Source organism: Geothrix campi (genome assembly GCF_024609265.1).
Lineage (GTDB): Bacteria > Acidobacteriota > Holophagae > Holophagales > Holophagaceae > Geothrix > Geothrix campi.
Genome location: NZ_JANHMP010000003.1, coordinates 406,899 through 429,196, shown reverse-complemented (window position 1 = coordinate 429,196; position 22,298 = coordinate 406,899). Strand labels below are relative to the sequence as shown.

At 69.1% G+C, this 22,298-nt stretch carries 17 protein-coding genes; 11 read left to right on the top strand and 6 right to left on the bottom strand.

The genetic code is table 11. The annotated features are described in order from the left end of the window. Positions 1-37 precede the first annotated feature (37 nt). The 3 genes from NOV65_RS13760 to NOV65_RS13750 are packed head-to-tail and all read right to left on the bottom strand — an operon-like array spanning position 38 to position 4,542. Positions 38-412 carry a RidA family protein gene (locus NOV65_RS13760; RefSeq protein WP_257307054.1) on the bottom strand — a complete coding sequence of 125 codons (375 nt, stop codon included), beginning with the start codon at positions 410-412 and terminating at the stop codon, positions 38-40. An 18-nt stretch (positions 413-430) separates the two neighbouring features. After that, positions 431-1,405 carry an SWIM zinc finger family protein gene (locus tag NOV65_RS13755; protein ID WP_257307052.1) on the bottom strand — a complete coding sequence of 325 codons (975 nt, stop codon included), beginning with the start codon at positions 1,403-1,405 and terminating at the stop codon, positions 431-433. Continuing rightward, positions 1,402-4,542, bottom strand: coding sequence for a DEAD/DEAH box helicase (locus tag NOV65_RS13750; RefSeq protein ID WP_257307050.1), 3,141 nt, complete (start codon positions 4,540-4,542; stop codon positions 1,402-1,404). Before NOV65_RS13750 ends, NOV65_RS13755 begins: the two co-directional genes overlap by 4 nt. An 86-nt stretch (positions 4,543-4,628) precedes the next feature. Between NOV65_RS13750 and rpiB the strand changes: the two genes are divergently transcribed. The 5 genes from rpiB (at position 4,629) to gcvPB (ending at position 11,627) form a co-directional block, all read left to right on the top strand. Further along, entirely contained in the window at positions 4,629-5,060 is a 432-nt protein-coding gene (gene rpiB, locus NOV65_RS13745) for a ribose 5-phosphate isomerase B (protein ID WP_257307048.1), read from the top strand. Beyond that, on the top strand, positions 5,060-5,788 hold the full coding sequence (rph, locus tag NOV65_RS13740; protein ID WP_257307047.1) for a ribonuclease PH: 729 nt from the start codon (positions 5,060-5,062) through the stop codon (positions 5,786-5,788). The genes rpiB and rph overlap by 1 nt, the downstream gene beginning before the upstream one ends. Continuing rightward, complete coding sequence (locus NOV65_RS15510; RefSeq protein WP_306672139.1) at positions 5,785-8,553, top strand: patatin-like phospholipase family protein; 2,769 nt, start codon at positions 5,785-5,787, stop codon at positions 8,551-8,553. The genes rph and NOV65_RS15510 overlap by 4 nt, the downstream gene beginning before the upstream one ends. Before the next feature lie 181 nt (positions 8,554-8,734). Next, on the top strand, positions 8,735-10,087 hold the full coding sequence (gene gcvPA, locus NOV65_RS13725; RefSeq protein WP_257307045.1) for an aminomethyl-transferring glycine dehydrogenase subunit GcvPA: 1,353 nt from the start codon (positions 8,735-8,737) through the stop codon (positions 10,085-10,087). A 10-nt stretch (positions 10,088-10,097) separates the two neighbouring features. Beyond that, complete coding sequence (gene gcvPB / locus NOV65_RS13720) at positions 10,098-11,627, top strand: aminomethyl-transferring glycine dehydrogenase subunit GcvPB (RefSeq protein ID WP_257307043.1); 1,530 nt, start codon at positions 10,098-10,100, stop codon at positions 11,625-11,627. Positions 11,628-11,701: 74 nt separating this feature from the next. On the opposite strand, the gene NOV65_RS13715 is transcribed toward gcvPB, so the two are convergent. The 3 genes from NOV65_RS13715 to modA are packed head-to-tail and all read right to left on the bottom strand — an operon-like array spanning position 11,702 to position 14,294. Then, positions 11,702-12,829, bottom strand: a complete 1,128-nt coding sequence (locus tag NOV65_RS13715; RefSeq protein ID WP_257307042.1) for an ABC transporter ATP-binding protein — start codon at positions 12,827-12,829, stop codon at positions 11,702-11,704. Further along, on the bottom strand, positions 12,814-13,488 hold the full coding sequence (gene modB, locus NOV65_RS13710; protein WP_425250862.1) for a molybdate ABC transporter permease subunit: 675 nt from the start codon (positions 13,486-13,488) through the stop codon (positions 12,814-12,816). Before modB ends, NOV65_RS13715 begins: the two co-directional genes overlap by 16 nt. 11 nt (positions 13,489-13,499) lie before the next feature. Further along, positions 13,500-14,294 (bottom strand): molybdate ABC transporter substrate-binding protein, encoded by a 795-nt coding sequence (modA, locus tag NOV65_RS13705; protein ID WP_257307038.1) that lies wholly within the window; start codon positions 14,292-14,294, stop codon positions 13,500-13,502. A gap of 175 nt (positions 14,295-14,469) precedes the next feature. Here modA and NOV65_RS13700 point away from each other — a divergent pair, with 175 nt between their 5' ends. The 6 genes from NOV65_RS13700 to queC are packed head-to-tail and all read left to right on the top strand — an operon-like array spanning position 14,470 to position 22,291. Further along, positions 14,470-17,067, top strand: a complete 2,598-nt coding sequence (locus NOV65_RS13700) for an ATP-binding protein (protein WP_257307037.1) — start codon at positions 14,470-14,472, stop codon at positions 17,065-17,067. Between the two features lie 14 nt (positions 17,068-17,081). Next, a complete protein-coding gene (locus tag NOV65_RS13695; protein ID WP_257307036.1) occupies positions 17,082-18,215 on the top strand; it encodes a hybrid sensor histidine kinase/response regulator in 1,134 nt (377 codons plus the stop codon). A gap of 49 nt (positions 18,216-18,264) precedes the next feature. Beyond that, positions 18,265-20,040 (top strand): M2 family metallopeptidase, encoded by a 1,776-nt coding sequence (locus NOV65_RS13690; protein WP_257307035.1) that lies wholly within the window; start codon positions 18,265-18,267, stop codon positions 20,038-20,040. Between the two features lie 4 nt (positions 20,041-20,044). Continuing rightward, a complete protein-coding gene (locus NOV65_RS13685) occupies positions 20,045-20,881 on the top strand; it encodes an Hsp33 family molecular chaperone HslO (protein WP_257307034.1) in 837 nt (278 codons plus the stop codon). Then, positions 20,881-21,600, top strand: coding sequence for a lysophospholipid acyltransferase family protein (locus NOV65_RS13680; protein WP_257307033.1), 720 nt, complete (start codon positions 20,881-20,883; stop codon positions 21,598-21,600). The genes NOV65_RS13685 and NOV65_RS13680 overlap by 1 nt, the downstream gene beginning before the upstream one ends. Further along, entirely contained in the window at positions 21,593-22,291 is a 699-nt protein-coding gene (gene queC / locus NOV65_RS13675; RefSeq protein ID WP_257307031.1) for a 7-cyano-7-deazaguanine synthase QueC, read from the top strand. Before NOV65_RS13680 ends, queC begins: the two co-directional genes overlap by 8 nt. The last annotated feature ends 7 nt before the right edge of the window (positions 22,292-22,298 follow it).

The following is a 22,298-nucleotide window of genomic DNA, read 5'->3' as shown; positions in this document are numbered from 1 at the left end:
ATCTCCGCGCCTTTTTCGTGGTGGGAACCGAGCTGAACTAGACTTCGGCGATGAGCTCGATCTCGACTTTCGCGCCGCGGGGGAGGGCCGCCACCTGCACGGTGCTACGGGCGGGCTTGGCGCTGCCGAGGGCTTTTTCGTAGATGGCGTTGAAGGCGGCGAAGTCGGCCATGTCCGTGAGGAACACCGTGGTCTTCACCACGCGGTCCCAGCCGGTGTTGGCGGCGAGGAGAACGGCGTGGAGGTTCTTCATGACCTGATCGGTCTGCGCCTCGATGGGACCGGTGACCATCTCCATGGTCTCGGGGACCAGGGGGATCTGTCCCGCGGTGAAGAGATGGCCGCCGGAGATCTGGGCCTGGCTGTAGGGGCCGATGGCGGCGGGGGCGTTCGGGGTGGCGATGGTACGCATGGAAACTCCTGAGACCGGTTATTGTCCGCTCTTTTTCCCCCAGCGCCGCTTCTTGTGGCGCCAGTTGCGGCCGGGCCGGGCCGGGGGCGGCAGGGGGGTGTCGAAGGGGGAGGCGGGTTGCTCGAACTCGGCCTCGGATTCACCGTCATCCAGCCGGCGCGGGCCTTCTTCGATCTGCTGCAGCACCCACTGGGCGGTCCGATGCATGAGGGCCGCCAGGCAGAGGCTGGTCTCGATGCGGGCGTGGGGCAGGGGCCCCAGCTGGGTGAACACGGACGGATCCGGTGGGATCACGCGGGGGATGCTGATCTCGGGAAGGGGCATGGGCAGGGCGTCATAGGCCTCCTCCGGCAGGTGGCGCCAGGGTTCGGGCTGGGCCTGCTCGCGCTTGAGGAGGTCTGCCACCGTGGTCTGCTTCTTGGGGGGACGCCCGCGCTTCTTGGGGGCGGCCACGGCGGCGGCCTCCAGGGCGGACTGGAGGGCCTGCATCACCTCGTCGCGGGTCTTGCCGCGCAGATCGAAGAGCAGCCACGGATCACGGTCCAGGGCCTCGGCCATCACATAGCAGACCGCCGCCACGTGCTTGCAGGGGTTGGCCCAGTCGGGGCAATCACAGTGGGTCTGCAGCTCCTTGGGGACGCGCGGGTAGAGGCTGGCACCGGCCTCGCGGAAGGTCTCGTCCAGACCCTGGGGCATCTCGCCGGCCAGCAGCGAGGCCACGAAGCGGCTCTCCTGGGCGATGCGGGCCAGGGCCTTCTCCCACTGCGCCGCGGTGAGGGCGGGCAGGCCCAGGGTCACGTTGTAGGTCTTGCGGCCGTGGACGCGGGCCTGGATCTCGCCGGGCTGCACGCCGAAGTGGGAGACGTGGCCATCTTCCGCGTACTTCTTGCCGCGCGGCAGGCGGTTCTCGTAGTCGTCCCCCAGTTTTTCGAGGCCGTTGATCCAGAGGCGGCCCCACCAGGTGGCGCCGAAGCGGTCGGTGTGGCTGATCATGGCGCCACCTCCTTGGCCTTCCGGCGGCCCGTTGAAGGGCCGGCTTTCGGCGCCGGGGGTTCCTCGCCGTTGCCCTCATCGGGATCCATCAGCTCGGCGTCGGGGTCCAGGGCCACCAGGCGGCGGAGGGCATCGTCATCCAGCTCCGTGAGCCAGCCCTCGCCCGTGCCCACCACGCGGTCCGCGAGGTCGCGCTTGGATTCCAGCAGGGCGTCGATCTTCTCCTCCAGGGTGCCGATGGTGACGAGCTTGTGGACCTGTACATTCTTCGTCTGGCCGATGCGGTAGGTGCGGTCCGTGGCCTGGTCCTCCACGGCGGGGTTCCACCAGCGGTCGAAGTGGAAGACGTGGGTGGCGGCCGTGAGGTTGAGGCCCACACCGCCGGCCTTGAGGCTGAGGAGCAGCACCGGCGACGAGTCCGGGTCCTCCTGGAAGGCCCGCACCAGCTCGTCGCGGCCCTCCCGCGTGGTGCCGCCATGGAGGAAGGGCGGCTCGAAGCCCAGGGCATCGTGGAGGTGGACCTGCAGGCGGTCGCCCATCTCCTTGAACTGGGTGAAGACGAGGGCCCGCTCGCCGGCCTCGACGACTTCCTCCAGCATCTCCGTGAGGCGGTCCAGCTTGCCGCTCCGGCCCCGATAGGGCCCCTGGGCCTTCAGGAACTGGCTGGGGTGGTTGCAGATCTGCTTGAGGTGCGTGAGCAGGGCCAGGATGCGGCCCCGGCGTTCGATGCCCGTGGCGGCATCCAGCTCTTCGTCCATCTTCTCCACGCGGTACTGGTAGAGCTCGGCCTGCTCGCGGCTCAGTGTGGTGAAGACCTTCATTTCCTGCTTCTCGGGCAGGTCCTGGATGATGGCGCGGTCGCTCTTGAGGCGGCGGAGGATGAAGGGGCCGATGCGCTGGCGCAGTTCGGCCGCGGCGTCCGGATCCCGGTACTTCTCGATGGGCGTGGCGAAGTGCTCCTTGAACTGGGATTCGCTGCCGAGATACCCGGGGAGCCCTGCGCTCATGATGGCCCAGAGTTCCGTGAGCCGGTTCTCGATGGGGGTGCCCGTGAGGGCCAGGCGGAAGTTCCCCCGCAGCTTCCGCACGGCCTTGGCCTGGGCGGAGCCGGCGTTCTTGATGGCCTGGGCCTCATCCACCACCACCCCGCCCCAGGCGTGGGTCGCGAAGGTATCCTCCTCGCGGCGCACCACGCCGTAGGTGGTGAGCACGAGGGTGTGGGGTTTGAAGGTGGCGGGCAGGCGGTCCCGGTTGTTGCCGTGGTGCACGAAGACCGGCAGGCTGGGCGCGAACTTGGCCAGCTCGCGCTCCCAGTTGCCCAGCAGCGAGGTGGGGCAGACGAGCAGGGTGGCGGGGCCGTGCTGGGGGCTCTGCTCCTGGCGGTGCAGCAGCAGGGCCAGCACCTGGATGGTCTTGCCGAGGCCCATGTCGTCAGCCAGGATGCCGCCCAGCCCGAGGCGGGACAGGCCCTCCAGCCAGGCCAGGCCGCGCAGCTGGTAGGGGCGCAGCTGGCCATGGAAGGTGACGGGCTGGGTGATGGGCTTGTCGGGCAGGATCTTCAGATCATCGAGGGCGGCCCCGAAGTCGCCGGCCACCTCGACTTCGATGGCTTCGCTCACGCCCGGGATGCGCGCCGTGCCCGTGAGGGCGGCGGCCAGGGCCTCGCCCTTGGTCATGCTCTCGAAGCCCGCGCCGCGGCTGGCCTGGAGAACCGTGGAGATCTGCTTGAGGGTCTCGGGATCCAGCGCCACCCACTTGCCCTTCCAGGCCACCAGCGGGTGCTTGAGGCTCGCCATCTGGGCGAAGTCCTCCACGCTCAGGGCATCGTCGCCCAGCATGAGGGACCAGTCGGCGCTCACGCTCCCCTCCAGGCCCGCCTGGGCCTGGGTGGCGGACTCCTCGATGCTGCGGGCGCCCAGGCGCACCTTGGCCCGCAGGCGCTTGGCGCCGCCGAAGTCCGCCAGGGCCTCGGGGATGTGGACGAGGAAGCCAGCTTCTTTCAACTGGGCCGCACCCCGGGTCAGGAAGCCCCAGGCCTCCGTCGGGCGCAACACCAGATCCTCGGGGCGTTGTCCCGAAAGGGCCCGCTCCAGGGCCGGGAAGAAGGGCACGGCGCGAGCCAGCCCGCGCAGCAGGACCTGGCGCGCTTGCAGAACCTCCGGTTCCGTGGAGGGCTCCCACAGCTTGGTGACGCCGATATCCGCCCCGGCCTCAGTCTCCAGGCCCACCTTGAGGATCCAGCCTTCCTCCGCCAGCCGGTCCGCCTCCTGGACCTCCTGGCTGTGGGTCGGCACGAGCGGCGCCTCCAGGCGCAGGCTGGGCCGCACCCACTGGGGCCGGGCGCCCTCGCTCCACTGGACCAGCTGTTCGCCCAGGGTGCGTTCGGTGATGCCGATGGTGGGGAACTCGGGCAGCTGGTGGGCCAGGGCCACCATGAGGCGCTCGTCCCAGGGCAGGCGGTCGCGCTTGTGCCCCCGCAGGCGATGGATGAGGCCCAGGCGGGGATCGTCGCCCGCGCGCAGCCCGCCGGCCACGAACCGCATGATGAAGTCGGCCCCGTCTTCCAGGAAGGCGGTCAGCACCGCATCCACGGAGGGCGGCATGGCCAGGTCGTCCTCGATGTCGAAGGCGTCCAGCTCACCGAGGGCCACGGTCTTGGTGAAGGCCCAGGTGTCGTTCTCGGGGAAGGCCAGGGCCGCGGGGGGCATGGCTTCCGCGAGCTGACGCAGGGCGGTGCGGTCCGAGGGGCTGGTGAGGCTCACGCCCCAGCGGGCCTTCCAGGGGTTGCCCTTGGTGTCCAGCTGGGGCAGCAGGGCGCCACGGACCACGAGGGACTGGAGCAGGCGCAGGGCTGTGGCCCAGTAGCGGAGGGTGGGGCCGGCATTCCCCGGCCGCAGGGCCAGGAAGGAGAGCCACGGGTAGGCCCTCTGCCAACGGAGGGGCACCGCGTGCATCTCCACCAGGGAGGCATCGGGCAGGAAGATCTGGGCCTTGGCGGGGGTCAGACGCTCCCGGCCCTGCAGGTCGCCCGGCAAAGTGCGGAGCGCCCGGGCCCACTCGGCGGGTTCCACCGCCTCGGGCATGCAGAGCAGGAAACCCCGATCCTGGGGACGGTACTGGAGGAAGGGATTCAGCATGGAGTGGCGCTAGGCTTGGGGCGGAGGATAGATATCAGGAGGCGCATGCGCCGCCCGATGTAGGCTGGGAGCCAGGGAGCGGGACGATGAAACTCGGCTTTGCAAGCGATCATGCGGGATTCGACCTGAAGGAACGGCTCAAGGCCTGGGCGATGAGTCAGGGACATGAGGTGGTGGATTTCGGCACGGATGGATCGGCCTCGGTGGACTACCCGGATTTCGCACATCGGGCGGCGGAGGGCCGGAACCGGTGGGAGCGCCTGGTGCTGGTCTGCGGATCCGGCATCGGCATCAGCATCGCGGCCAACCGCCATGCTGGCATCCGCTGCGCGCTGGTGACCTCCCCTGAGCACGCGGCACTGGCACGGCAGCACAATGACGCAAACGCCATCGCTTTCGGCCAGCGGCTGACGGATCCGCTCAAGGCGGAATACTACCTGAAATTGTTCCTGGAAACACCTTTTGAAGGTGGGCGCCACCAAAGACGCGTGGACAAGATCGAATGGAAGGGCTGCTGATGCGCCGCGGTGACGAGTCCCGAAGCCTGGAATTTGAAACCGGCGTCCAGCTCCACGCGGCCGGATCCTGCCTGGTGAAGCTGGGACGCACCCATGTGCTCTGCTCGGCCAGCCTGGAGGACAAAGTGCCCGGCTGGATGAAGGGCCGGGGCACCGGCTGGCTCACCGCCGAGTACGGCATGCTGCCCGCGGCGACAAACACCCGGTCCGACCGGGAAGCCGCCCGCGGCAAGCAGCAGGGGCGCACGGTGGAGATCCAGCGGCTCATTGGCCGCAGCCTCCGCCAGGCGGTCGATCTGGCCGCCCTGGGGGAGCGCACCCTCACGGTGGACTGCGATGTGCTGAACGCCGATGGCGGCACCCGCTGCGCGGCCATCACCGGGGCCTGGGTGGCCGTGGCGTTGGCGCTGAAAAGCAGGGGCCTGGAGGCGGCCCTGGTCCGTCAGGTGGCAGCCGTGAGCGCGGGCATCGTGGAATCTGGCGAAGGCCGCCAGGGCCTGGTCCTGGATCTGGAATACGAGGAGGACCACCTCGCGGCCGTGGACTGCAACCTCGTGGCGGCCAGGCCGACGACGGGGAAGGGGGCCGGCGGGGACTTGCTGCTGGTGGAGCTCCAGGGCACCGGCGAGGGCCGCCCCTTCAGTCGAACGGAGGCGGAGGGCCTCGTGGACCTGGGCCTGGCCGGTTGCGCGGCCCTCATGGAGGCACAGCGGGCGGTCCTCGGATGAGACCGGGGTGGCTGGCCCCAGGGCGGAGCCTGCTGCTGCTCGGGCTTCCGGTCCTGCTGGCCGGCCAGAGCGCACCCCCGGCATCGTCCCAGCCGGCCGCGCCCGCGGTAGCTCGGCGCATCGAGGTCACGGTCCAGCCACCGGACATGGTGTTCCGCTTCGTCCCCCGGGTGGTGATCCCGGGCATGCCGCGGGTGGGCCTGGCCCTCAGCGGCGGCGGGGCTCGGGGCCTGGCCCACATCGGCGTGCTTCAGCGCCTGGAGGAGGTGGGCTTCCCCCTGGACAGCATCACCGGCACCAGTGCGGGGGCGCTGGTGGGGGCCCTCTACGCCAGCGGCTTCTCGGGCCGCGAGATCGAGGACCTCTTCCGCCGCCTGGACCTGACCCGCGCCTTCCTGGAACCGCTGCTCCGCAATCCCGGCGAGACCCTGGTGGAGCAGGAGGACCGCGAGTCCACCTTCATGTCCATCGAGCGGGAGGACGGGCAGACCACCCTGGCCCAGGGCCTGCGGAGCGGCCTTGAGGTGCAGCGCACCCTGCAGGTCCTCCTGGCCCGGGGCGCCTATTTCTCGGGCGGCGACTTCGACCGGCTGCAGCGGCCCCTGCGGGTTCTGGCCACCAACCTGGAGACGGGGCAGGGTCGGGTCTTCGGGAAGGGTGATCTGGTGGAGGCCGTGCGCGCCTCCATGGCCGTCCCTGGCGGGTTCCGGCCCGTGGTGATCGACCAGCAGCAGTATGTGGACGGCGCCCTGGTGGAGAACCTGCCCGTCTTCACCGCGAAGGAGGCCTTCCACCCGGACGTGGTCATCGCGGTGGACATCAGCAATCCGTTGGTGCGCCGGCAGGCCACGAACATCTTCTCCGTGGCCTCCCGCAGCCTGGATCTGGTCGTGGAACGCCGCCAATGGGAGAGCCGGGCGGCGGCGGACTTCCTCATCCGGCCCGATATCCGCGACGCCCCCTTCCTGGAATACGGGAGCCTGGCGCCCAAGCTGGTGCTCCAGGGCCGCGAGGCCTTCGATGCACGGCTGGAGGAACTGGGCATCTTCCTGCGCGGAAAGACGGGGGGACAGGAAACCCTGGAGGCGGACCGGGTGGTCTTCGAAAACCCCATGCCCCTCGGGGAGGCCCTGGAAGGCACGCTGGCCGCGACCCTGACCCGGCTACGGGGCGGGTTCCACCTCCTGGATGTCCAGATCCTCCTCCAGCAGATCCTTGTCCATGGGCTCGCGCGGGAGGCCTGGGCCACTGTGGACGCCGACCGGACGTTGACCATCCACATGCGGCCCTATCCGGTCATGACGGGGCTGGACGTGGAGGCCCCCGAGGCCTGGCTGCCCCTCGTCAACAAGACCTTGGCCGACGGCATGCCGCTCGGCTCCGCCTACAACCCCCAGGTCTTCGGCAGCCTGATGTCGCAGCTGGTCTACCGCCTGCTCATGGAGGGCAGCCCCCTGGTGGATGCCCGCGGCTCCGGCTTCGAGGAGGCCACCGGCCACCTGCGGGTCGTCCTCCGGGAGCCCCGGGTCTCCCAGGTGGAAGTGTGGTCGGTGCCCGGGCCGGCGGTGGATGATGCCCACCTGCGGCGGATCCTGGGCCATCTGGAGGGGCGCCCCTTCCGGCCCAGGGACCTCCAGCAGCGCATCGCCTTGGCGGAACACCGCCTCCACCTCGCGGAACTGCACTACCTCACCCGGCCCGATGGTCAGGGCGGCACCATCCTCACGTTCATCCCGGTGCCCCAGCAGCAGGACCGGCTGGACTTGTCCCTGGGCTACGAAAGCACGCTGGGCGGCCAGCTGGGGCTGACGTACCACGCTCTGAATCTGGGCTTCAAGGGCTCCGAGCTGGAGTTCAGCGCGGCCCGCAACCGGTTGCAGCAGCAGGCGACCGTGGCCCTGCGGGTGCCCTTCAGCTTCTCGCCGGGGGCCGGCATGGAACTCAGCGGGAACTACTGGCAGCAGCGTCTGGAGACAGCCCTCGCCTGGCCCGCCCCCCCATTCCCGCTCGGCGGGGTGGAGGCCCGCATCAGCGCCTCGGATCTGGTCCTGCGGACCTACCTCCGCTTCAGCAACCTGGGGACGGGCAAGCTGAGCCTCGACCTGGCGCGCAGGAACGTGGCCTTCAAGGAGGGCGGGCTGCGCCAGACCCAGTCCCAGGACGCGGCCTTCCTTTCCGCCGAGTGGGACAATTTCGACCGCCACACGCTCCCCCGAGAGGGACTTCTCCTGAGGGCCCGGGGGGGCGTGGGCGAGGTGGAGAGTGGCCTCCTCCCCGGTGGCAGCTTCCAGCAGACTTCCTTCCGCGCCCGGGGCCTGCACGCCTTCAGCGAGTTCCTGGGGGCCGACCTGGATCTGGAATGGGGCCAGGGCCGCCACCTGCCCCTGGACCGCTGGTGGGTTCTGGGCGGGTCCTCGTTCGTCATCGGGTCCCGGGCCGCCAGCCACCTGGCACCCAACTTCGGCGCGATGCGGTTCGGTGTGCCCTTCAGGGTCTACGGCGGCCTGGGGATCACGCTGGAGGTGGTGCCCCGCTTCGACCTGGCCTGGATGTCCGAGCAGCCGGAGGCCCTCTTCCACGCCGATACCGACCTCCGCGCGCAGGGGACGGGACTCCTGCTGCGCACCACCCTCTTGTCCAAGTTCTATCTGGAGCTTTCGTACGGGTTCCTCAAGCTGAGGAGCCCCCAGGGGACCAGCCCGGCCTCCGGCAGCTTCGACGTCCTCATCGGAACCCAGCCCTTCGACCTCTGGAAGCGGCGGTAATCCTCTCCGGGGGTTCCCCCCGGACCCCCGCGCAGTGGTCGGGCCGAGCCCTCCCACCGCGCCGCCCGGATCAAGTGGTCTGTGCCTGGGTGGTCTGTGATCACCTGCACAGGAGGCCTCGGCATCCCGGGCTGATACGCTGAAGAGCTGCGATTCCATCCGCTTCCTTGCCGAGGCCGCCATGCGCTATCTGCCTTCCTCCCCTGCCGAAGATCGGGCCCTCCTGGACACGATCGGCGTTGCCCGCGCCGAGGATCTCCTCACGGGCATCCCCGAGTCCCTGCGCCTGAAGGGAGGGCTGGATCTGCCCGCCCAGGGCTCCGAACAGGAAGTGACCTGGCAGATGCTGGACCTGGCCAACAAGAACACGCGGTTCTGCGCTCAGTTCCTCGGCGCCGGCGCCTACGACCACTTCGTGCCCGCGGCCATCGACGCCATGGTGGGCCGCCAGGAGTGGTTCACGGCCTACACGCCCTACCAGCCCGAGATCAGCCAGGGCACCCTCCAGCACCTCTTCGAGTACCAGACGCTCATCTGCGACCTCACCGGCCTGGATGTGACCAACGCCAGCCTCTACGACGGCGGCACAGCCTGCGTCGAGACCGCCCTCATGGCCGTGCGTGTCCAGAAGAAGCGCCACACCGTGCTGGTGAGCCGCGGCCTGCATCCCCTCTACCGCCAGGTGCTGAAGACCAATTTCGCCCCCCATGACGACCTGAAGCTGGTGGAAGTGGACCTGAAGGATGGCGTCACCGACCTGGCCGACCTGCAGGCCAAGCTGAGTGGCGACGTGGCCGCCGTGATGGTGGGCTATCCCAACTTCCTGGGCGCCGTGGAGGACCTTTCCGCCCTGGCGGGTCCCGTCCATGCGGCCGGTGCCCTGCTGGTGAGCGTCACCCAGGAGGCTCTGGCCTTCGGCTGGCTGGAGGCGCCCGGCAAGGCCGGCGCCGACATGGCCTGCGGCGAGGCCATGTCCTTCGGCAACAAGCCCAACTTCGGCGGGCCCTACCTGGGTTTCCTGGCGGTGAAGGACGCCCACAAGCGCGAGATCCCCGGCCGCGTGGTGGGCCAGACCAAGGACCTGGATGGCCGCACCGGCTACGTGCTGACGCTCACCGCCCGCGAGCAGCACATCCGCCGCGACAAGGCCACCAGCAACATCTGTTCGAACCAGGGCCTCGTGACCCTGCGCGCCAACATCTTCCTGCAGCTGGCGGGTCCCGAAGGACTCAAGGGCCTGGCGGAGCAGAACGTCGCCAAGGCCCAGTACCTGCGTCAGCGCCTGCTGGAGCTGCCGGACATGGAACCCGTGCTCGAGGTGCCCTTCTTCAACGAGTTCGTCCTGCGCTACACCGGCGACTACGCCGCGCTCCAGGAGGCCTGCCTGAAGGAGAGTCTGCTGCCGGGCCTGGATCTGGGCCGCTTCTATCCCGAATACCAGGGCTGCATCCTCTGGTGTGCCACCGAACTCCACACCCGCCAGATGATCGAGAGCCTCGTCGAGATCCTGGCCCGCGTCCCGGCTACGGTTTAAGGAGAGCGACATGTTCCTTCGTCAGCGCGAATCCCTCTCCTTCGACCGCTCCGTCCCCGGCAAGCGGGGCATGGATCTGCCCAAGCTCGACGTGCCCGCCGCCAAGGACACCCGCCCCGCCCATCTCAAGCGCAGCGGCTTCGACGCCCTGCCCGAGCTGAGCGAGGTGGAGGTCATCCGTCACTTCACCCGGCTTTCCAAGTGGAACTACGGCGTGGACGATGGCATCTACCCCCTGGGTTCCTGCACCATGAAGCACAACCCCCGGCTGAACGAGAAGGTCGCCGGCCTGCCCGGCTTCACGGACAGCCACCCCATGGCCCCCGACGCCCTCGTTCAAGGCAACCTGGAGACACTCTTCACCCTGCAGGAGTGGCTGAAGGAGATCACGGGCCTGCCCGGCATCACGCTGCAGCCCAGTGCCGGCGCGGCCGGGGAGCTCACGGGCGTCATGCTCATCCGCGCCTACCACGTGGCCCAGGGCGCCAAGCGCCGCGTCATTCTCATCCCCGACAGCGGCCACGGCACCAACCCCGCCACGGCCGCCATGGCGGGCTACGAGGTGGTGGAGCTGCCCTCCCGTCCCGACGGCACCATCAGCTTCGAGGACGTGACCGACCCCCTGAACGGCAAGGTCCGCAAAGGCCTGAAGACCCTGGTGGCGGAACTCGGCACCGAGATCGCCGGGGCCATGATCACCAACCCGAACACGGTGGGCGTCTTCGAGTTCCGCTTCAAGGAGATCAGCGACCTGCTGCACAGCGTGGGCGCCCTGGTCTACATGGACGGCGCCAACATGAATGCCCTCGTGGGCGTGGCGCGGCCAGGCGACTTCGGCGTGGACGTCATGCACCTGAACCTGCACAAGACCTTCTCCACGCCCCACGGCGGGGGCGGTCCCGGCGCGGGTCCGGTCTGCTGCACCGAGAAGCTCCTGCCCTTCCTGCCCGTGCCCGTCGTCGTGCGCGACACCGTGAAGGTGGGCGAAGGCGAAGTGCCCAGGCACACCTACCGCTGGGACTGGGATCGGCCCCAGAGCATCGGCAAGGTGCATACCTTCTACGGCAACTTCGGGATCCTGGTGCGGGCGCTGACCTACTGCCTGAGCCACGGCTCCGACGGCCTGAAGGAAGCCACGCTGCGCGCCATCGTGAACGCCAACTACATCCGCGCCCGGCTCAAGGGCGCCTACGCCCTTCACATCGACTCGCCGAGCCTGCACGAGGTGGTCTTCAGCGACACGCTGCAGGCCAAGCACGATGTCCACACGCTCGATATCGCCAAGCGCCTCATCGACCACGGCTATCATCCACCCACGATCTACTTCCCCCTGATCGTCCCCGGCGCGCTCATGATCGAACCCACCGAGAGCGAGGACAAGGGCGAGCTGGATGCCTTCTGCGACACGATGCTCGCCATCGCGAAGGAGGTCGAGGAGAACCCCGAGGCCCTGCACCAGGCGCCGACCCTGGCCCCCCTGCGCCGCATGGACGAGACCACCGCCGCCCGCAAGCCCGTCTTGCGGTGGACGAAGGCCTAGCCTTTTCCACCACGAGAAACGCGGGCCGCATGGCCCGCGTTTCTCGTAGGCCTCCGCCTGCGGCGGAGCCCAAATCAATCGTGCGGAATCAGGTGGATCGCCGCGGCCTTGAGGATGGCGCAGACCTGATCCCCTTCGGTCAGGCGGAGATCCGTGCAGGCCTGGCGGGTGACGAGGCTCTCCAGGGGGAAGCCCGCGTCGAGAGCGATCCGCACGAGGGAGCCCTCGGGGTGCAGGGTCGTGATCCGCGCCGGCAGGCGGTTGCGGGCGGTGGAGCCGAAACCCGGGCCGCACCCGCGCTCCACGGCCACGTCCTCGCCCCGGATGCAGACGAAGGCCAGGCGCCCGAGGTTGCCGGGATCGGCGCCGAGGAGCCGAGCGGGTCCCACGGCGAGCGTGGCCATGCCCTCGGACACCGATTCCACCTGGCCCAGCACGACGGTTTCCACGCCCAGGATGCGCGCCACGGCAGGATCCGTGGGCCGGTCGAAGACCTGCTGGATGCCGCCGCTCTGGCAGACCCGGCCCTGATCCATCACGACCAGGCGATCCCCCAGCTGAAGCGCCTCCGCGCGGTCATGGGTGACGAGGATGGTGGGGATGTCCAGCGCGCGGAGCAGCTCGCGGAGCTCCTTGCGAAGGCGCAGCTGGGAGGGCCGGTCCAGGGCGGACAGGGGCTCGTCCAGCAGCAGCAGCCTGGGTTTCCGCGCCAGGGCGCGGCCCAGGGCCACGCGCTGCTGCTGTCCGCCCGACAGCTCACCGGGATGCCGGTCTCCGAGGCCACCCAGGTCGAGGAGGGCCAGCAACTCCGCCACGCGCGCAGCCCGCTGCCGGGCATCCAGGGCGGCCAGGCCGTAGCTCAGGTTCGCGGCGACGCTGAGGTGGGGGAAGAGGCTGTAGGCCTGGGGCAGGAAGCCGAGATCACGGACCTGGGGGGGCAGGTGGATGTGACGCCCGGCGTCCGACCAGACGGTTCCGTCGACCTGGATGGAACCGCGATCCGCCCGTTCCAGTCCGGCCAGCAGGCGCAGGGCCGTGGTCTTTCCGGACCCGGAGGGGCCGAAGAGCACGGTCACGGAGAAGCCCGGCCGCGGGACCTCGAAGCGCGCCTCGATGGTGGCGCCACCCGGGAACCGGCGCTCGGCCGCCGCCTGCAGGTAGGGGCCGGAGTCGGGGGCGGCGGCGATCAGATGAGCGTCCACGGTTTCCTTTGCCGACGCCGCAGCGCATACGTGAAGGCCAGTACGAGGAACGATACGCCCAGCAGCAGGGCGGCGGTGCGGCCCGCCGGCCCGTAGTCCATGGCCTGCACCTGGTCGTAGATGGCGATGCTCACGGTGCGGGTGCGGCCCGGCAGGTTGCCGCCCACCATGAGCACCACCCCGAATTCGCCCAGGGTGTGGGCGAAGCTGAGCACCAGCCCCGTGAGGATGCCCGCCCAGGAGAGCGGCGCGATCACCCGGAGAAAGGTGCCGGGGCGGGACACGCCCAGACACCAGGAGGCCTCGATGAGGCCGCGGTCCACCGAGGCGAAGGCGGCGGCCAGGGGCTGGATCATGAAGGGCAGGCTGTAGAGCACCGAGGCGATGAGCAGACCCTCGAAGGAGAAGGGCAGGGTGCTCCCGAAGAGGCCCTCCCAGGCCCGTCCGAGGGGGCTGCGGGGGCCCATGGCGAGGAGGAGATAGAACCCCAGCACCGTGGGCGGCAGCACCAGGGGCATGGCCACCACGGCCTCCACCAGGAACTTCCACCGCCGGCGGGAGAAGGCCAGCCAGTAGGCCAGGGGCAGCCCGAGGATCAGCAGCACCAGGGTGGTGAGCGAGGCCAGCCAGAGGCTCAGCCGGATGGCCTGCCAATCCATCAGCGGGGCCATCAGCGGTCCTCCGCGGTGAAGCCGTAGCGGCGGAGGATCGCCACCCCTTCGGGCGATCGCAGGAAGGCCCGGAAGGCCAGCGCCGCGGCCCGGTTGCGGGCGTGGTTCAGGATTACGCCGCCCTGATCAAGGGGCGGATAGGACGCCTGGGGCACTTCATAGGTCCGGCCTGTGGCAGCCAGGGCCGGGGCCTGGGCCAGAGACAGGGCGAGGATGCCGATGTCGGCGGCACCGGTCTGCACAAACTGGGCGGCCTGCCCGATGTTCTCGCCGAAGACCAGGCGCGGCTGCACGGCCTCCAGCAGGCCGAGCTTCGCCAGGGCGGCCTCGGCGGCCCGCCCATAGGGGGCATGGCGGGGATTCGCGATGGCCACTTTGCGGGCGGCGGGATGCAGGAGGGCCTGCATCCCGAGCTGTTCCACGGGGATGGGAGAGCCCTTCGGCACCCACAGCACCAGGCGCCCGCGGCTGTAGATGAATTCGGTGTGGCCATCCGCCAGCCCGGCGTCCACCAGCTTCTTCGGGTAGTCGAGGTCGGCGGAGAGGAAGAGGTCGAAGGGGGCCTTGTTCGTGAGCTGGGTGTAGAAGTTGCCGGAGGACCCATACGTGATGGCCACCTCCAGCCCGGGCTGCGTCTTCGTGAAGGCGGCCTTCACCTCGGTCAGGGCGAACTGCAGATCCGCGGCGGCGGCGATGGAGAGAGAGGGAGGCGTGGTGGCGCGCCCCGCGACCCCGAGCCCCAGGACCCACAGGGCCACCAGAGCGGCTCGCAGATGGTGTCGGAGATCGGGCATGGCAGCTCCGTGCGGGGTGCGGGCGGCAGAGCGCCTGCCCGATTCTAAGCCTTGAGAGATTGCGGCGGGTGGGCCGGCCCGTCATCATTCCACGGGAATGCCGCCACTCCACTGACTGGACCGACGGGACATCCATCCTCAAGGTTCCGGTTTCCAGGCCCCGAAGGGATGTCGCATGCCCGCGTTCCTCAGCCGGTTCCGCATCGCTGCCAAGCTCTGGCTGGGGTACAGCGCCGTGGCCGCGATCCTGGCGGGACTGGCCCTGATCCAGCTCGGCATCCTCCACCAGGAGGAAGCCCAGGCCCTGCGGATCTTCGAAAACCGCCTGGTGCCCGTGCGCCAGTTGAAGATCGTGTCGGACGCCTACGGCATCCGCATCCTCTTCGCGGCCCGCCAGGTGCGGGGCGGCACCCTGGAACCGGCGGAGGGGCTCGCGAGGGTGCGCTCCGCCCGGCGGGAGGCGGGTCGCCAGTGGGCGGCGTTCAAGGCCTCGGCCCCGGCCCAGACGGATGCCGAGGTGTTGGCCCGCATGGATGGCCTCACGGGCTATGTGGCGAAGGACCTAGACCGCCTGGAGCAGCTCCTGTCCGAGGGGCGGCTGCCGGAGCTCGGACGGTTCGTGGACGACGATCTGCTGCCGGAGATCCTGCCGCTCACGAACCTCCTCGCGGGTCTGGTGCAGGCCCAGGAGGATGCCGCCCAGCAGACCATGGAGGGGATGGCGGCGCGGGCCCGGCGGACCCGGGCTTGGTCTTTCGCCATAATCCTGGTGGGCCTGGCCACCGCCCTGGCCCTGGGCTACCTGATCACCCGGGATCTCTCCAACAGCATCCGGGGGATGGTGGATCAGGTGCGCCGGGCTGCAGGGGGCGATCTGGAGGCCCGGGTGGTGACCCGGGGGCGGGACGAACTCGCGGACATGGGGCGCGAGCTGAACCGCATGATCGCGCGGCTGCGGGACACCATCCATGCCCTGGCCGAGCGCGAAGCCAGCGAACGGGCGGTGCTGGAGAACGCCCAGGTGGCCATCATCGTCCGGGACAACGAGGGGGTGGTGCGCCGCTTCAACCCCTACGCCGAAGCCCTGCTCGGCTACCGCGCCGAGGAGATCGTCGGCGGACGTGTGGCGACCTGGCTCGATCGGCAGGAGCTGGAGACCTGCGCCCAGGGGTTGGCTCAGCGCACGGGGCGTTCCGTGCCTTCGGAGATCGACATCATCCGCCTGCTGACGGAGGCCGGGCCCGACCAGCGGGAGTGGACCTTCCTGGCCCGCGACGGGCGGCGCATCCCCATGCTGGTGGCCCTTTCCCGGGTGACGGGGGGGGAGGGAGAACAGGTGGGCTACCTGAGCGTCGCGTCCGACCTGTCGGAGCGAAAGGCCCTGGAGGCGGACCTGCGGGCCAGCGAGGCGCGGGCCCAGCTGGCCAACCGGGCCAAGAGCGCCTTCCTCTCCAACATGAGCCATGAGCTGCGCACACCGCTGAATGCCATCCTGGGCTACGCCCAGCTGATGAGCCGCCGGACCGGGCGCAGTACGGAGGATCGCGACCAGCTCGGGCGCATCCTGGGTGCCGGCGAGCATCTGCTGTCCCTCATCAATGACGTGCTGTCCCTCAGCAAGATCGAATCTGGCGGGTTGGAACTGCGCGTGGCCTCGTTCCACACCGCGACGCTGCTGGAGGGGGTGCTGGACATGCAGCGGATCCGGGCTGGGGCCAAAGGCCTGGAGCTGAGGCTGGAGGCGGATCCGGCCCTCCCGGAGCACCTCGAGGGCGATGCCGCCAAGCTCCGGCAGATCCTGGTGAACCTGCTCGGCAACGCCGTGAAGTTCACCCAACAGGGCTCTGTGGTCCTCCGGGCCGGTTACGCCTCGGGCCGGGCCACCTTCGCCGTGGAGGATACGGGTCCGGGGATCTCCGAGGAGGATCAGCGCCAGCTCTTCCAGGCCTTCTTCCAGGCCGCCAGCCAGCCCCTGGCCGCGGAAGGCACCGGCCTGGGCCTCCACATCAGCCGTTCCCTGGTGCACCTCATGGGCGGGGAATTGCACCTCGAGAGCCGGCTTGGCGAAGGCAGCCGGTTCAGCTTCAGCCTGCCCATGGCCGAGGGGGAGCCTCCGTTGGAGCTGGAGGGCGGTGGGCAGGTCATCAGCCTGGAACCGGGGCAGCGGCCCGTGAAGATGCTCGTGGTGGACGATCGACCCGAAAACCGGGACCTCCTCGCCCAGCTGCTTGTGTCCGTAGGGTTCCAGGCCGTCACCGCCGCCGATGGCGTCGAGGCCCTGGAGCTCTGGGAACGCCAGCGCCCGGACCTGATCTGGATGGACCTGCGCATGCCCCGCATGAGTGGTTTCGAGGCACTCCAGATCCTGCGGGGGAAGGAGCTGGAGCAGAACCTGCCCCATACCTTCGTGGTGGCGATCTCGGCGAGCGTCATCGACCTGGATCGCGAAACCCTCCGCAAATCGGGTTTCGACGACTTCCTCGGCAAGCCGTTTCGTGAATCGCAGCTCTTCGAGGTGGCGGGCCGCCTGCTGGGCCTGCGCTTCCTGACCAGGGCACCCGAGGCCGCGCCCCCCTCTTCCGGCGACCTGGCCAGTCTGAAGCTTCAGCCCGAGGGCTGGCAGGCCGATCTGAAGAATGCGGTCCTGATCGGCGATACCGAGGCGGCCCAAGCCCTGGTCGATCAACTGGGCGCCCACCCCATCGCCGAAGGGCTCCGGCAGCTGCTTCGGAACTACAAACTTCAGGAACTGCTCAACGCGCTGGACAGATGAATTCGGAGATCGACATGCTGGTGCCCCAGGGCGACATCCTCATCGTGGACGACAACGCGGCCAACCTCGACCTGCTGGGGGCGGTGCTGCGGGAGCGGGACTACCGGGTGAGGGCCGTGCCCTCCGGCGCCATGGCCCTGGAGGCGGCCCGCCGCCACCCGCCCGAACTGGTGATGCTCGATGTGAACATGCCGGGCATGGACGGCTATGAGACCTGCGAGGCCTTCAAGAAGGAACCCGCGCTGGCCCGCATCCCCATCATTTTCATCAGCGCCCTGGATGATCCGCTGGACAAGGTGAAGGCCTTCCGCGTGGGCGGCCGTGACTACGTGACCAAGCCCTTCAGCGCCGAGGAAGTGCTGGTCAGGGTCGAGCATCAGGTGAACCTGGGCCGGCTCCAGCGGGAGTTGGAGATCCAGAACCAGAACCTGCTGGACGCCAACCTCAAGCTCAAGGAAGTCAACACCCTCAAGACCAACTTCACCACCATGCTGATTCACGATCTCCGGTCGCCGCTCACCGTCCTCGGGCTCGTCCTCGAAAAAATCCGGGGTGGGGGCGTGGTTCGCGACGACACGCTGGGGAAGGCCGAAGACTCCTGCACGCGGATCAAGAACCTGCTCGATGAGATGCTGGAGATCTACCGCAGCGACACCGGGCGGATCCCCATGGAGTTCAGTGAGATCCACCCGGCACCCTGGCTGACGGCCCTGCTGGGGCAGTACCACCTGCGGGCGGCCTCGGCCGGCGTGGAGTTCCAGGTGGCGATCCCCGAGAACCTGCCCGTCTTCCAGGGCGACCAGCTAAAACTGGACCGGGCCCTGGTGAACCTGGTGGACAACGCCTTCAAGTTCACCCCCCGGGGCGGGGCCGTGCGGGTGGAGGCCGGGGTGGAGTTCGGCTCCGGCGTGGAGGCCGGCATGCGCTTCCTCCGGCTCTCGGTGATCGATACGGGGCGGGGCATCCAGGCTGGGGACCTCCCGTTCATCTTCGACCCCTTCCGGCAGACCGAGCGCAGCGATGCCAGCCAGGGCGTAGGCCTGGGGCTGGCCATCGTCCAGCGCCTGGTGGCCGCCCATCGCGGGCAGATCCGCGCCCAGAGCCAGGTGGGCTTCGGGTCGAACTTCAGCATCCTCCTCCCCTGCTGACGGCCGGCCGCCCCGTAGGCACAATAGAGGGTTCCCCGGAGCCCCCCCCATGCGCTTCCTCCCCGCCCTCATGCTCGGCATCCCCCTCATGGCCCAGGCCATCTCCCCCCTGCAGGAACGGGCGGATCGCTTTCTCAAGCTGGTGAACGCCGGCTACCAGTCCCTGTACTACGTGAGCCAGGAGGCCACCTGGGCCGCCTCCACCGACGTGAAGCCCGAGCACGACGCCGGGGCCGAGTGGGCAGGGAAGGCCTTCGCAGCCTTCAACGGCAATCCCATGGTCATCACCGAGGCCAAGGAGCTGCTGAAGCACCGCGGCGACCTGAATGACCAGACCGTGCGCCAGCTGGAGCGCGTGCTGCTCATGCCTTACGGTGCCGAGGGACCCATGACCAAGCCCAAGCTCGTGGCCGAGCGCATCGAGGCGGAGACCCGTCAGGTCTCGCTCATGAACGGCTACCAGTTCAAGGTCGGCGGCCGGCCCGTCAGCGCCAACGACATCGACAACAAGCTCGCCTCCAGCCGCGACCTGGCCGAGCGTCGGATGTGGTGGGAGGCCAGCAAGGAGATTGGCATCCCACTGAAGGACGGCCTGGTGCGCCTGCGTGACCTCCGCAATGGCGTGGCCCGGGAGCTGGGCTACCCCGACTACTTCGCCCTCCAGGTGGCCCGCTACGGCCTGACCACGGACGAGATGCTGGCCTTCAACCGGAAGTTCCTGGCCGAGCTGAAGCCCCTCTACCTGCAGCTCCACACCTGGGTGAAGTACGAGATGGCGAAGAAGTACGGCCAGCCCGTGCCCAAGGCCATCCCCGCCCACTGGATCAACAACCGCTGGAGCCAGAACTGGACCGGCTTCGTCAGCGCCGTGGACTTCGATCCCTACTTCAAGGGCTGGCAGCCCGAGCGCATCGTGAAGACGGCTGAGGCCTTCTACACGGGGCTGGGCTTCGATCCGTTGCCCGCGAGCTTCTGGGCCAAGTCCGACCTCTACCCCGTGAAGGCCGGCGACCCCCGCAAGAAGAACGCCCACGCCTCCTGCTGGCACCTGGACCTGGACAAGGACATCCGCTCCCTCATGAGCGTGGAACCCAACGCCGAGTGGTTCGAGACGGTGCATCACGAGCTGGGCCACGGCTACTACTTCATGAGCTACACCCGCCCCGACGTGCCGCCCCTCCTGCGGGACGGCGCCAACCCCAGCTTCCATGAGGGTGTGGGCGAGCTCATCGCCATGGCCACGCGGCAGATCCCCTATCTCAAGTCTGCGGGCGTGCTGCCGGCCGACTACAAGGCCGACCAGATGCAGGTGCTGCTGAACGATGCCTTGGAAGTGGCCATCCCCTTCATGTACTGGGCCTGCGGCACCATGCCCGAGTGGGAGGCGGAGTTCTACGGCAAGAACATGCCCGCGGACCAGCTCAACGCCCGTTGGTGGAAGGATGTCCGCGACCTCCAGGGCGTGGAACCGCCCAGCCCCCGCGGCGAGCAGTTCTGCGACGCCGCCACCAAGACCCACATCAACGACAATCCCGCCTACTACTACAGCTACGGCTGGGCCACGGTCTTCAAGTTCCAGATGCACGACCACATCGCCCGGCAGATCCTCCACCAGGATCCCCGCAGCTGCAATTACGCGGGGAACAAGGAGGTGGGCGCCTTCCTGAAGAAGATCCTGGCGAAGGGGGCCACGGAGGACTGGCGGAAGGTGCTGAAGGAGGCCACCGGCGAGGACCTCTCCACCCGCGCCATGATGGAGTACTTCAAGCCTCTGATGGCCTGGCTGGAGCAGCAGAACAAGGGCCGCCAGATCGGGTGGGATTGAATCGATGAATGAAGCTGTTCCCCAGGCCCGGGTGGTCAAGTCCCTCACCAGGGACCGCCACATCCGATTGTCCTCGCTGGATGCCAGCCCCTTGTGGGATGGCGTCCGGCGGGGGCACCCGCACCTTGAGCCCGCGGCGTGCGCCTGCCTCACGGAGCTGCTGACGGCCACGGCCCTGCTCCAAGGCCGGACCCTCTTCGCGGAGCGCCTGCAGCTGCTGGTCAAGGGTTCGGGCCGGGCCAAGGCCGTGGTGACCGACAGCTGGCCGGACGGCACCATCCGGGGCGTGCTGGATCCGGGGCCGGACATCGCCGCGGAGTGGATCCAGGGCCCAGGTGTGTTCCAGGTGATGCGTTCGAATGCCTCGGGTCAGCCCTACGTGGGCCATCTGCCCATGGTAGAGGGCGGCATCCAGGTGCAGGTGGAGCACTACCTCCAGCAGTCGGAGCAGATCCAGGCCAGCCTCACGCTCTGGTGCGACCCGGGCACCGGCGAGGCCGGGGGGCTGCTGGTGGAACCGCTGCCGGACTGCCCTCCCGACCGCCTGGCGCGGCTCGTCCAGGCCATCGAAGGCCTCGAAGTGGTGCCCCTCTGGGAACGCACGCCGGATTTCCTGGCCACCTGGGTCTCCCAGGGCCAGGGCGCGGACGATCTGGTGGCCACGGAAATCTTCTACCGCTGCCGCTGCACGCGCGAAGCCCTGCTCGAGACCCTGCGCCGGTTCCCGGAGGAGCAGAAGGCGCATCTCTTCGAGGAGCCGGGCCCTGTGGAAGTCCGCTGCGACTACTGCGGGACCATGTACCCCATCACGCCTGAGGATCTGCTGCCGGGAGGCGCCTGATGGGCGCCCGGCTCGACATCGCGGAACGGGGCCGGCCCCTGGGTTCGCCCCTGTCCGTGTGGTTGCACTTCCGTGTCATCCCCTTCCTGGTGGCGGGCCTCAGCAAACTGTGGTCCTACACCCTGCGGGTGCGCCGGGAGGGCTTCGAGCCAGTGGAGGGGCTCGTGGCCCGGGATGCGCGGATCATTCTCGCCTTCTGGCACCGCCGCCTCTTCATGATGCCTCTGTCCTATCCCTTCCATCGCCGGACTGGGGGCGGCGAGGACCGGGGCGTGGCCATCCTCTCCAGCGACAGCAAGGATGGCGAGCGCAGCGCAGCCACCTGGCGCTGGTTCGGCATCCACGCCGTGCGGGGCACCGCCAGCGAGGACGGCGCCAAGGCCCTGGTGCGCATGATCCAGGCCGTGAAGCAGGGCTGGGATTTCGGCATCACGCCCGACGGCCCCCGCGGGCCCCTCATGGAGCTGAAGCCCGGCACCCTCGCCCTGGCCCGCAAGACCGGCGCCTGGATCGTCCCCGTGAGCCTCGCCTTCGACCACAGCTTCGAGCTGAAGACCTGGGACCGCATGGTGATCCCCTATCCCTTCGCCACCTGCGTGATCAAGTACGGGATTCCGTACCAGGTTCCGCCCAAGGCGGACGATGCCGCTGAAGCCGTGCGGCTTCAGCGCGAGATGGATGAATTGGAAGCGTGGGCGGAAGGGATCCGGCATGGCTGAACTGGCCGTCGTCTCCCTCTCCGGCGGCATGGACTCCTGCGTGACCGCCGCCATCGCGAAGGCCGAGGGCTACGAGCTGGCCCTGTTGCATGCGGACTACGGCCAGCGCACCCAGGCTCGCGAGCGACAGGCCTTCCAGGACATCTCGGACTTCTACGGTGTGCCCGCTTCCAGGCGGCTCATCATCGGCTTCGACACCTTGAAGGCCATCGGCGGCTCCGCGCTCACGGATGCCTCCATCGCCCTGCCCGAGGGCGAGCTGGACCGCCCGGGCGTGCCCGTGAGCTACGTGCCCTTCCGCAACGCACATCTGCTAGCCACCTGCGTGAGCTGGGCGGAGGTGCTGGGCGCCACGGCCATCTTCGTGGGCTTCGTGGAGGAGGACAGCAGCGGTTATCCCGACTGCCGCGAGGTCTTCCTGCGCAGCTTCGAGCAGACCGCCAACCTCGGCACCAAACCCGAGACGCGCCTCGCCTTCCACGCGCCCCTCATCCACCTTCGCAAGGCCGACATCGTGCGGAAGGGCCGCGACCTGGGCGCCCCCCTGCACCTGAGCTGGTCCTGCTACCAGGGCGAAACTGAGGCCTGCGGCCACTGCGACTCGTGCCACCTGCGCCTCCGCGGCTTCCAGGAGGCGGGCCTCGTCGATCCGATCCCCTACACGTTCGTCCCTGAGGGGCTGCGGCTCTGAGAACTCG

Excerpts from the sequence above, each read along its gene's own strand:
- NOV65_RS13760 (WP_257307054.1), bottom strand. The coding sequence starts at position 412 with ATGCGTACCATCGCCACCCCGAACGCCCCCGCCGCCATCGGCCCCTAC.
- NOV65_RS13755 (WP_257307052.1), bottom strand. The coding sequence starts at position 1,405 with ATGATCAGCCACACCGACCGCTTCGGCGCCACCTGGTGGGGCCGCCTC.
- NOV65_RS13750 (WP_257307050.1), bottom strand. The coding sequence starts at position 4,542 with ATGCTGAATCCCTTCCTCCAGTACCGTCCCCAGGATCGGGGTTTCCTG.
- rpiB (WP_257307048.1), top strand. The coding sequence starts at position 4,629 with ATGAAACTCGGCTTTGCAAGCGATCATGCGGGATTCGACCTGAAGGAA.
- rph (WP_257307047.1), top strand. The coding sequence starts at position 5,060 with ATGCGCCGCGGTGACGAGTCCCGAAGCCTGGAATTTGAAACCGGCGTC.
- NOV65_RS15510 (WP_306672139.1), top strand. The coding sequence starts at position 5,785 with ATGAGACCGGGGTGGCTGGCCCCAGGGCGGAGCCTGCTGCTGCTCGGG.
- gcvPA (WP_257307045.1), top strand. The coding sequence starts at position 8,735 with ATGCGCTATCTGCCTTCCTCCCCTGCCGAAGATCGGGCCCTCCTGGAC.
- gcvPB (WP_257307043.1), top strand. The coding sequence starts at position 10,098 with ATGTTCCTTCGTCAGCGCGAATCCCTCTCCTTCGACCGCTCCGTCCCC.
- modB (WP_425250862.1), bottom strand. The coding sequence starts at position 13,488 with ATGGATTGGCAGGCCATCCGGCTGAGCCTCTGGCTGGCCTCGCTCACC.
- modA (WP_257307038.1), bottom strand. The coding sequence starts at position 14,294 with ATGCCCGATCTCCGACACCATCTGCGAGCCGCTCTGGTGGCCCTGTGG.
- NOV65_RS13700 (WP_257307037.1), top strand. The coding sequence starts at position 14,470 with ATGCCCGCGTTCCTCAGCCGGTTCCGCATCGCTGCCAAGCTCTGGCTG.
- NOV65_RS13695 (WP_257307036.1), top strand. The coding sequence starts at position 17,082 with ATGCTGGTGCCCCAGGGCGACATCCTCATCGTGGACGACAACGCGGCC.
- NOV65_RS13690 (WP_257307035.1), top strand. The coding sequence starts at position 18,265 with ATGCGCTTCCTCCCCGCCCTCATGCTCGGCATCCCCCTCATGGCCCAG.
- NOV65_RS13685 (WP_257307034.1), top strand. The coding sequence starts at position 20,045 with ATGAATGAAGCTGTTCCCCAGGCCCGGGTGGTCAAGTCCCTCACCAGG.
- NOV65_RS13680 (WP_257307033.1), top strand. The coding sequence starts at position 20,881 with ATGGGCGCCCGGCTCGACATCGCGGAACGGGGCCGGCCCCTGGGTTCG.
- queC (WP_257307031.1), top strand. The coding sequence starts at position 21,593 with ATGGCTGAACTGGCCGTCGTCTCCCTCTCCGGCGGCATGGACTCCTGC.